Source organism: Streptomyces sp. NPDC019937, assembly GCF_040631655.1.
Taxonomy (GTDB): Bacteria; Actinomycetota; Actinomycetes; order Streptomycetales; family Streptomycetaceae; genus Streptomyces.
In genome coordinates this window covers 61,710-72,206 of the sequence record NZ_JBEYAL010000006.1, presented here as the reverse complement: position 1 = coordinate 72,206, position 10,497 = coordinate 61,710, and the positions used below count along the sequence as shown (strand labels likewise).

Below are 10,497 nucleotides of genomic sequence, written 5' to 3'. Positions count from 1 at the left end.
CGGTGTCAGGACTCCTTCGTCGTCTTTGTCGTGCTCGCGGTGCTCTTGCTGCTCCTGGCTGTCTTCACGCCCGCCCCGCGTCCGCGACGGGCGGGGGCCGGACACCAGGCCTTCAGGTCCTCGTCGGTGAGGTGACGGTCCCCCTGAAGGGAACGGCGCTGTGCAAGGGCGTCGGCGGCGGGCGAGGTGCCGTACGCGGGGTCGATCTCGCCGTGCCACTGGTCCAGCCACAGCTGCAGTTCGAGGAGGGCGGCGAGCAGCGGCGGCCACTCCCCGTCCGACAGCTCATGCCCATGGGCGTGGAGGTGACCGATCAGCGCCTCGGCCTGCTGGAGGTGGTCCCAGCCGGCCCAGCCATAGAGGGGCGGTGACTGGAGGTTCTCCGTGCCGTAGGAGATGAAGCGCTCCTTGGGCACGTCGAGCTTGCCGCGCAGGCTCCAGTATGAGCTGCGGAGGAAGTCTGCGCTGGTGTAGGGCCGCGGGACCGGGATCGCGTCGCGGATCTTCTTCTTGGCGATGAAGTCCTGCTCGGCGTCCTCCTTGCGCTGCTCCTCCCAGGCCCGCTCCCAGTCGGTGCGCTTGTCCAGGCCGGACGGCTTGTAGCGGAGAGCGGCGATGGCCGGTACGTGCTCGGTAGAGAGGAGGGCGGCTACGGTCTTCGGGAACTCCTGGCCCGGTGCGAAGAGTTCCGCGACCGCGACGAAATCCTCGTCCTGTTCGAGGTCGTGAACCAGCTGGTTGAGCGTGCGGATCAGCGGGCTGCCCTCCGCGTCGAACCAAAGGGCCTGGTCCTCCATGCGGTTGAGCAGCCAGGAGCGCAGGGCCTTCTCCTGGAGCGCATCCCACCCCTCGGTAGCCCAGCGCCGCTTGTACTCGGGCCGCTCCACCATGCCGATCTGGCGGTTTGACTCGATCGCGTCGATGCGCTTCTGGACGATCTCCCGGTAGGGGGCGGGCCACTCGGTAGGGATCTCGGTGATGGGCGTGGAGCCGTGACGCCGGAACCACTCGTCGGATGCCTCACCGGCCTCGACCTTGCGCGCCAGCACGATCTCGAAGGCGCGCTGGCCGAGGGCGAGTTCGGGGACGTCTGCGAAGTCGTCGCCGTTACGGGGGACCGGGCGGAGGTCGTCGTCGAGGAGGTTGTAGAGGGCGTAGACCTGCCAGTCGACTTCTTCTTGTAGGGCGATCAGGCGGGCGCGGAGGTGGGTGTAGCGGGTTTGAGCTTCGCGGAGGGCGGGGGCGGTGGGGGTATTGGTGGCCGCCACGGCAGCTGCAGTACTGGCAGCCACCTTCTGGGCGAGGGCATCGAGTTCGGTGGCCAGGGCAGTGGGGTACGCCGGGGGGAGAGGGAAGTTCTGAAGCCTTGTACTGGTGAACACATAGCGCTCTTCCCAAGTTTCGCTCTGGATACCCCTGCCCAAACCGCTGCCGCCCTTGCCCTGGCTCACCATCTTGAGCCAGAAAGCGGCAGTGGAGCTGTTGAGGACCCCGAGCAGCTTCAGGTGTTCTTCCTCTGAGACTTCCTCGCGCAGCTTGATCACTGGCCCGGTTCTGTTGAAGACCTTGCCATCCCGGTCCAGTACAAAGTGGTTGTACGTGGCGATCTCTGCGAATGCGATCGACCACGGATGGCACTCAGGGCTCGAAGTTACCTGGTGCCACTCGTACCAGGATCTTCCATCAGAGAAGTATGTGCCCTTCGAGAAGGTCGCACGATGCCCCAGCACCGTACGGCCGGGCCACATCCACTTGTAAGCACCGGAGTCCTCTGGCAGATGAAGCAGTTCGAACTTCTTCGGAGCCTCCTTGTGCGGGAAGAAAGTAAAAGTTCCTTCCGAATGGCTCCAGTCACGAAGCTCCTCACCGAGCACAAGCGTGCGGCCGAGTTGCTCCTCGCCCCCACGACGCACCCAGGCGGCACGAGTGCTGATCATGATGCTGTCGGCGTTGGTCTGCCCGGTATACCCGAAGCGCTTTGCCCGGTTACGGAGCTTCGGGCCTCCTGCCGCTTCAAGTCCCTCGATCAGTTCCTGCCCGCCGTCGGCGAGCACCCATGGTTGCTTCGCGAAGTACCTCTTCCGGTCGAGGTCGTCGACCGACACCCACTTGCCTGGAGTACCTGGCTTGTCGATCTGGTCAATAATCGCCGACCACACATACCCCCTGGCCGCATCGTCAGGAACGCCCGGCTCCCCCTGCACCGACCGCACCGTACGCACCGTCGACGTCCGGTGCCGACCACCCCGTCGCCGCCCGATGAGGATCACGGTAGGCGTGCCGTGACCGGGGATGTACGCACCGGATGCGTCGATGACCTCCGTGAGCTCGACTTGGTGGCCGAAGTACGCCTGGATCAGATGCACACCAAACTCGCGCTTGATGAACGAGTTGGAAGTGATCTGCCCGACCATGCCGTAACCCCGGCCAGTCTCGGGGTCACCGTTCTTGGACAGCTCGAAGAACCGCTGCGCAAACGGCACGGTGAGCGCGTACTCCTTATGGCACACCTCCTTGTACATCTCCCGGTACCGCTGGTTGAGCTCCTTGTCCTGCACCGTGATGTACGGCGGATTACCCACCACCACGTGATACCGCCCCGGCTTCAGAATGTCCGGGTGTTCCAGCCAGTCCTCCGTGCGATACGCGAACGAGGCCAGCGGGTCCTCCGCCGCCTCCCCGTCTAGCGTCAGCTCCAGCTGGCGGGACTTGATGAGCGAGTCGCCCACCGCCAGATGGATCGGCCACTCGTACCGCGCCGCCTTACTCAACGTCCGCACATTCGCGGCAGCCATGGCCGCAACCAGCAGACGGAACCGCGCAATGGCCACCGCGAAGGGGTTGATGTCCACGCCGTGCACCGAGTCGAGCGCCGCCCGCACCCGCTCGTGAACATCCACCGTCGGGGCCTTCTCCGCCCACTCCTCCACCAGCCGCTTGAACGCGCCCAGCACGAAGTGCCCCGACCCGCACGTAGGGTCGATCATCTTGAGGCCCCTGAAGCCGTACTCCCGCAGCGCCGGCGTCATCGTCCGCTCAAGGATGAACTCCTCCACGAACTCCGGTGTCTGCAGCAGTGCATACCGCTTCTGGGCGTCCTCGCTCAGGTCCTGGTACAGGTCACCGAGGAAGCGCGTGTCCCACCCCTGAAGCTTGTCCTCGTCATCCTCGTCCAACGGGTCTGTGAAGTCGTGAACGAGCGAGCCATCCTCGCCACGCCGCCCCCAGAAGGCGACCAGCGCACCCGCCCCCTCATGCGAGAGCGGCACCTGGTACAGCGGGTTGTGCCACTCGTCGAAGAGAAGCCGTCCCGCCTGTCCGTCCCCGATCTCCGCAAATGCCTTAAGAAGCCAACCCCGCCAGGTGGGATCTGCCGACGTCGACTTGTACTCGTCGTACCGGGCCTCCGCCAGCTCCCGCCGGTCGATGTCCGGCGATGTCAGATACGGCTCGTCGATCAGCCCGTTGTCCTCACAGAATCGTACGAAGACAGTGGCCAGCACCCACGCGACCGCCACCTGCGTGAGCTGCTCGTCGAGCCAGGCCTTCGGCGAATCCGCCGTACGGCCGAGCTCACGAGCCTGCTGGTACTCGATCTGGTACCGCTCACCCACCTCGGGACGCTCGTCGACCTGCCGCTCAAGGTCCTTCTTGGCTGCGGTTACCTGCGGCTTGAGGTCGTCCAGCAGGGCCTTGCGGTCGATCATCCGGCGTTCTCCTCAGTGCTTTCGGTCTGTGCGCGGTGCGGCTGCCGTACCCACGACTCTGGCAACGGGATCCACTCCCCCAGCGGCTCCTGGTAGGCGGCGTACACGTCCCGTACGCCATCCGGCCCCATGGCCCTGCCCAACACAGGCGCCCTGCCAGGATCGGCCTGCGGAACCAGCAGCCACAAGGGCCGCTTGGCCTCCCCCTCCCGTGCCTGCCGGGCGAGTTCGTCCAACCCGCCGACGTACTCGTAGCGGGCGAAGACACTCGCGTCCGTCAGCAGCAGTGGGCGCGGACCCTCGCCGTCGCACAGCAACGCGCTGATCTCCTCACGCATGCGGTCGCACGCGTTCCGCGCGAAGCGGGCGAAGTTCACAGACGCCGTGGACCCCGCCTCCGCCGCGTCGGCTTTGAGGAGCGTCTCCCAGCGCGGCAGTCCCTTCGGGTTCGCGGCCGCCTTCGTCTTCTGCTCGTCCTGGAGGTGCCGCAGGAACAGCGCGGTCGCCGAGACCGCCACCACTCCCCCGCCGAAGCGCGCGTCCGCCAGATGACGCACCGCCCGCTCGGCCAGGCCACCGCGGACTGTCAGCACGCGGTAGCCGTCGCCCCGCCCCGCGGCCAGCAGACGGTCCTCGGCGCGGGCCCTCGCGGCCAGGTCGGCGTCCTCCGACCACGCGGCGGCGGAGACGGTACCGATAGACGTGCCGTCCAGTCCGGAGCGGAAGTGGCTGGCGTCTTCCAGTCCCTCGGGGAGGTAGCGCTGATGCCGCCCGTCCTTGTGGGTGCGCAGGATGAGCGGGAAGCCGGCGTCGCGCAGAGCTTCGGTAAGAGGGGAGTCCGTGGGGAGTCCGTGTCCGTCCTCGCCCTCGCCCGTCCGCAGCTCGGGGAAGCGGGAGCGGACCCGCTCGTGTACGGCGGCCACGGTCAGGCCCGGCTGCTCGTCGTCCGGCATCCCGGGGATGATCCTGACGATGCCGGCCTGCGTGAAACGCAGTGCCCGCACCAGGCCGAGCCCACGCGGGTACAGCTCCAGGCGGGAGGAGACCGCCGCATCCTGGGAGGCCGCCGCGGCAATGTCGACCATCCGCCGCTCGTCCCAGTCCAAGGTGCCCTCGGGCGGCTCCACCCGGGTCAGGTCGGCCAGCACGGCGGCGGCCGTGGGCAGGGTCTCGGCCTGGACGAGCCGGTCGGCGCGCTTGCCCAGTCTGATCGCGTAGTCGAGGAGGCCGGGGGCCGACGGGGTGTCAGGGCTGTCGACACCCTCCCGCGCGTGCAGGGCAAGCAGGCCGGGGCGCAGGGCGTCGTCGGTGGCCTGCCGGCTCATGCGGTGCAGGAAGGCCGGCATCGAGGCGCGTTCCTCCATCTCCACGACGGCTCGTACAGCGGCCAGGGCGAGGGCGCGGCGCTGGTACAGCTCGGGCAGGTCGGTGCCGCGGCGCAGGATCAACGCGTCGGCGATCTCGCTGGCGGAGGCTAGGCGGCCGGACTGCTCCAGGATCTCCAGGACCTCGACGCGCAGCTCCTTGAGGACCTGCTCCTCGCTCCACTTCTCCCGCAGACCCTTGATGTGCGGGTTGACCCCGCCCTGGGTCATGTCGAGCAGCTTGGCCACGTCCGTCTGCGTGGGCCAGCTGGGCAGCTGCGGCAGCCGCCCATCGTCGCCAGGGAGGCGCAGCAGCGCACGGGCGACGGCGACACGGGTCTCGTTGCTGCCCACCGGGCCCCGCTGGCCGGGCACCAGCTCGGGCACCAGACGGGTGGCGAGCGCGTCGAGGGAGACCCGCCGCAGCGCGGAACGGTCGCCCGAAACCAGGCCCAGGTGGTCGCTGACCTTGCGCTCGAGGCCCGACTCAACCTTGGCCGCGTCCAGTTCGGCCTTGGCCGCCTTGCGGCCCTCCCCGGTGAGCGGGTTGAGGTCCGCGGCGCGCAGACGGCGCCGCCATTCCCGGACTCGGCGCTGGATGTCGGCGAGGGTCTTGGCGCCCAGACCTGGTTTGTTGATCAGATCGCGCTCGCTGCGGTCCAGCAGCTGGCCGACCTCGGTGATCCCCAGGCCGTAGAGGAAGGATTCAGCGGCGGCGGTCAGGCCCGACAGAGACAGGTGGGTGTCGAGCTGGGCGGTGGCGGCCCGTTCGTCGCGCACCGCCTCGGAGTCCACCGCCTCATCGAGACCGTGTCCCTTGTCGTGCGACGAGGGGACAGCCTGCTGGGACGCGTCGAGGAAGACCTTCTTCCACGCGTCGTGCATGTCCTTGAGCGTGGCGAACCGCTTACCGGCGTCCCGGTGCAGGGCCTTGCGGAAGAACCGCCACAGGCCCTTGCGCACCGGGTCGTCGAACGCGTCCTTGGCGATCTCCGGGTGCGGCATCTCCTCGGGGTCGGTCATCTCGGGTGTGACCGAGCCGTCACCCCAGCGGGGCAGCTCGCCGGAGGCCATTTGGTGCAGGGTGACCGCGAGGGCGTACCACTCGGCCTGGTCGTCGTAGACCGCCCGCCTGTTCACCGGGCCGCCGATGAAGGGATCCATGTACCCCCGGGTGCCGACCCCGGTCTCTCTCGCCGGGTAGGAGGCGAGGGAGAAGTCGATCAGGACCAGTTCACGGGTGCCGTTGGGGCGCTTGCGGATGGCGATGTTGTCGGGCTTGATGTCCCGGTGCCACACACCCTCGCCGTGGAGGAAGTCGATAGCGCCGAAGAGCTGGTCGCCGTACTTCTCCAGGGACTCCGTGCCCATGGCGCCGAGTTCGCGCAGCCAGCGGGCGAGGGTCTCCTCGCGGGCGCGGATCTTGCCGCTCACGCCGTCGTCGTCGGCGAGTTCCGCCTTCTCATGACCGACGTACTCGACGGCGAGGACGGTGCGCTCGCCCAGCCGCAGCGGCTCGTCCACGACCAGGTTGATCACGCGGGAGTCGGCGCGCATCCGACGCATCACCTGCGCCTCGCCGTCCAGTATGGACGCGCTGCGGTCCGCGACGGCCACCTTGAGGACGGCCAGCGGCCGGGTCCGGAACTCCTCCGCGCGCAGATCCCGGACGAGGAAGGCCCGCGAAGTGGAGCCCGTGCCGAGGCGCCGACGGATCTGCCAGCGACCGCCGCCCAGTACGTCGCCGGGCTCGGCCTCCAGCGGATCGGGCTCTTCCTGCGGCTCGGGCTCGGACTGGGCCTCGGCAGGTCCGGCCGCAGGGGCGGGGGGCGCGGGCTCGGCCGGATGCGCATGCCGGATGTCCACCGACTCCTCGGCATCGGCGAGGAGTTCGAGGAACTCGTCGACCGAGGACATCCGCTGGTAGGGCTTGTAGGCCGTGGCAGCGTGCACCAGCAGGTCGACGTCGTCTGTCAGACCGTCGACCACGGCCGACGGCGTCAGGCCGTCGCCGTCGCGCAGCATCGCCAGGACCTCGGCCTGGCTGGATGCCGGAGGGCGGCCGGTGACCAGCAGATAGGCGAGTGTGCCCAGGCCGTAGACGTCCAGCAGCACCGGGTCGGGCCGGGTGGCTGTCAGTTCCGGCGCCAGGTACGGCCCGGCCCCCTCGGCCACGTGCGTGGCGGACAGCGCTGTCGGGGCGAGGGCAGCGGCGGCGCGCGCCCCGCTGCTCGAACCGAAGCTGCGGGCGCTGGCCACCTGCCAGTCGGCAATCTCCAGACGCGGACGGAGCCACGCCTCTTCCTCTTCCTCGCCGGGCTTGCGCGGGCCCGGGATCACGTCGATCGAGCGGGCGGCGAGAGCCCGGTGGTGGAGCAGGCCAGCGTGCGCCGAGCGGATCGTCTCGGCGAGCTGCCGCAGCAGTCCCAATCGGGCCTGGATGGTGAGTGCGCCCCCGTGGCGGCGGATGTACTCGTCCAGGCGCATCGCCCGCATGTCGTGCTCGAAGAGCAGGGCGGGCCCGGCGGGGTGGCCCGCCGGTTCGAAGGTCTTGTACTTCGCGACCCCCGGGTGCTTGAAGCGGCTGAGCACGGCCGCCTCGCGGCGCGCCGCCCGCTCTACGGACTCGCGCGCCTCGTCGGTTGAGCCCCGCTCGCGCAGGTAGACGCGCACGCGGACGGTCTCGTAAAGCTCCTTGTGGTGGCCGACGTAGTCCACCCAGGTCGGGCCGGAGGCGATCTCCTTGTCCAGGCGGTAGGCGCCGACCCATTTCTCGGCCTCGCTCGGACGGATACCGGCCTTCTTGAGCCACTTGGCGATGTTGTCCGAACGGCCCTCGTTGATCTTGAACCGTTCGTCACGTGGCGGCCGGCCCAGCTCCTTGACCAGCTCGGCGATGGTAAACACGTTCTGCCGCTCGTGCTGCGGCAGCTCCACGCGCAGCTTGGGATTGGTGAGGCAGACGGCTTCCCGGATCCACACCTTGGGGGCCTTGGGCCCGGCCGCCCGTTCCAGCAGCCCCGACAGCTGCGCGGCCTTCCTGTTCAGCAGGTGCAGCGGATTGCCGTGGTTGACCTCTTCACCGTTGCCCTTCGTCTGCACCCAGGTGCCGTACGGGGCCGCGAGGCGTCCGACCCAGTCCTTGAGCTCGACCAGCCATACGCCGCCGGGAGCGACAATAAGAAGGTCGCATTCGCGAGGATGACCCGAATTGGCAGTGAAGGTGAAGTTCGACCAGGCTCGCCACGGCTTGCCGTCGGGGAGCTGCTTGCGGATCGACTCCAGGCCCCGCTTCTCGTGCCCGTATTCAGACTCGGTGACGGTCGTCCACCGGTCCTTCTCCATCGCTCCTCGCTAACCTCGCCACCCCGTCAACGGTGCGATCACGCCGGTGACCGCAGGACATCGTATCCCTCGTCCACTCACCGACGAGATGCCATTATTTGACGTAGCAGTCCGCGTACCGGACGAACGCGCGGACCACTGAGGGGCGGGGGCCTCCCGGAAGGTCTGGCAGATTCTTGACGGCGTGCAGTGAGCGGTACGCGTGGCAGCGCTCACTGCACGCACGACACCCACAGGGCACAGGCGCTCCTGGCCTCCGCCCGAGGTCGTGCATTCGACTTCGGCCGCCCAATCGGGTGGAGCATGCGTGGCGAAGGGAGTCACTTACCTCATTGCGCTGAGGCCTCGGGCGGGGTGGGTGGGGTGTGGCCTTCACGCAGGTTGCCCAGAAGCTGATCGATGGATACACCGAAGGCGTGGGCCAGGGCATGCCAAGTGGTGACGGATCCGGTAGTGCGGCCGCGCTCAAGATCGATGAGAGTGCGACGGGCCAGGCCACTGCGCTCGGCGAGTTCGTCGAAGGTCCAACCGCGCTTACCCCTCAACCGCGCAAGCGCAAGGCGCAACGCAGTGAGGTCGGGATCGAGCGGGAAGATCGTCACCTTCCCATCCGACGGTGCAGGACCCTGCCCTGTCAGTGCAGACCTCTGCACTATCCGAGCGGCCAGTGAGACGTCCTCGCATTCCCTTCGGATGGGTCAGTCCTGCGGGACCTCGTCAGCCGTGCCTGGCCTGTCGACCTCTTCCTGGACGGCCACACTCTCCGCAGCAGTCCGCCAGAGGGCGGACCACCTCCTCCACACGCAGCCCGAGCAGTCCAGTTGATCACGAGAGAGCGGGGGCGCGTGAGCCCGCTGGGGCATGCTCTCGCAGTGCCGCCGAGAGCGAACTTGCCCGACTGCGTTCACTGCCACGCTGGAAGCTTCGGCCTCTGGCCTTCTACAGTGACAGCCAACGGGAGGACACCTGGAGGCGGTTGTGAGAGCACTGTGGCGTGGGGCGGCACCCAAGTCGCGAACAAGCTCGCCAGCTAAGGGCGGTTGATCTGCGTCAATGGAGACAACGACCCCGCCCCGATCCGCCTACGCTGAGTCTTCAGCAGGCCATGCCTCCCAGAATGAGTGGCTTGCCCATTCGGCGAAGCGTCGCGCATGACTAATCGAACGACACGCACTGCAAATATCGATCTTGCCCCCGAACTGACCTTAAACTTTCCGGTCCAGCGAAGGGTGGAGCCATGAAGATCACAGACTACTTGGGCAACGTTCTGACGCGACCTCAGGTCATGCCCACTTTGGCCATGGATGGCATCATTCACGTTTCTGATACCGACCGCAGAGACTTCATGGAACACCTTTCATCACTACTGACAATCTTCCCGCACCCGCACGCAGCAGACGACGGATGGACACTTCTGCACCCATTAAGGAAAACTAGTGCAGCGATAGACGAAATGGGATTCACCAACGCCGGGCTGCCACCTCACACGGATCGCAGCCTTCTCCACACCCCCCCTTCCTTGTTATGTTTTCTGCTTATGGAATGCCCTTCATCAGGCGGAATAACGACGCTAGTTGACACAGCCAGCGTTTACCGCAGATTCAACATCGAAGAGCTATTAACCATACAGAGCGAATTGCTACTTGAAGATCCTCGCGGAGGAATACGGCAGCAGATACTTACGATCGACGACATATTCTGCATGAATCGATACCGAGCCGACCGCGTAGCAGTTCCCGTTGCGAGATCGAGGCGCGCCCAGTTTTTATTTGATGAACTTCAGCAAAAAATAAGACATCCAGCGCATATCGAATTACACCCAGGCCAAGGTTACGTAATACATAATCATCGATTCCTCCACGGGCGTACGAAATTCACGGGCCCTCGCACGAGTGCGCGACTGTTGGCTACCGTGGCCGATGAATCGATGTATAGGTGGATGAACCGAGGCTTCTCAATTCACCAATAGTAGCCAACAGAGAGAAGGCAAGTGCCAAGATTACCATTTTACGCCGATCGTGAGCAGGTCGAATCAGCCCTAGCCGACTTGCCGAACGCCACAGAAAGATCTTTCCTGCAGG

At 66.7% G+C, this 10,497-nt stretch carries 4 protein-coding genes; 1 reads left to right on the top strand and 3 read right to left on the bottom strand.

What is annotated here, in order from left to right:
• Positions 1–5: 5 nt before the first annotated feature.
• From pglX to ABZ562_RS07115, 3 genes are all read right to left on the bottom strand, one after another.
• The gene (pglX, locus tag ABZ562_RS07125) at positions 6–3,707 is read right to left on the bottom strand and encodes a BREX-2 system adenine-specific DNA-methyltransferase PglX (RefSeq protein WP_361475083.1); all 3,702 of its coding nucleotides are present in this window, start codon (positions 3,705–3,707) and stop codon (positions 6–8) included.
• Positions 3,704–8,416, bottom strand: a complete 4,713-nt coding sequence (gene pglW, locus ABZ562_RS07120; protein WP_361475081.1) for a BREX system serine/threonine kinase PglW — start codon at positions 8,414–8,416, stop codon at positions 3,704–3,706. The genes pglX and pglW overlap by 4 nt, the downstream gene beginning before the upstream one ends.
• 329 nt (positions 8,417–8,745) lie before the next feature.
• Positions 8,746–9,018: a helix-turn-helix transcriptional regulator gene (locus ABZ562_RS07115; protein ID WP_361475079.1), complete on the bottom strand. Its 273-nt coding sequence runs from the start codon at positions 9,016–9,018 to the stop codon at positions 8,746–8,748.
• 635 nt (positions 9,019–9,653) lie between these two features.
• Here ABZ562_RS07115 and ABZ562_RS07110 point away from each other — a divergent pair.
• A complete protein-coding gene (locus ABZ562_RS07110) occupies positions 9,654–10,385 on the top strand; it encodes a TauD/TfdA family dioxygenase (RefSeq protein ID WP_361475077.1) in 732 nt (243 codons plus the stop codon).
• Positions 10,386–10,497 lie beyond the last annotated feature (112 nt).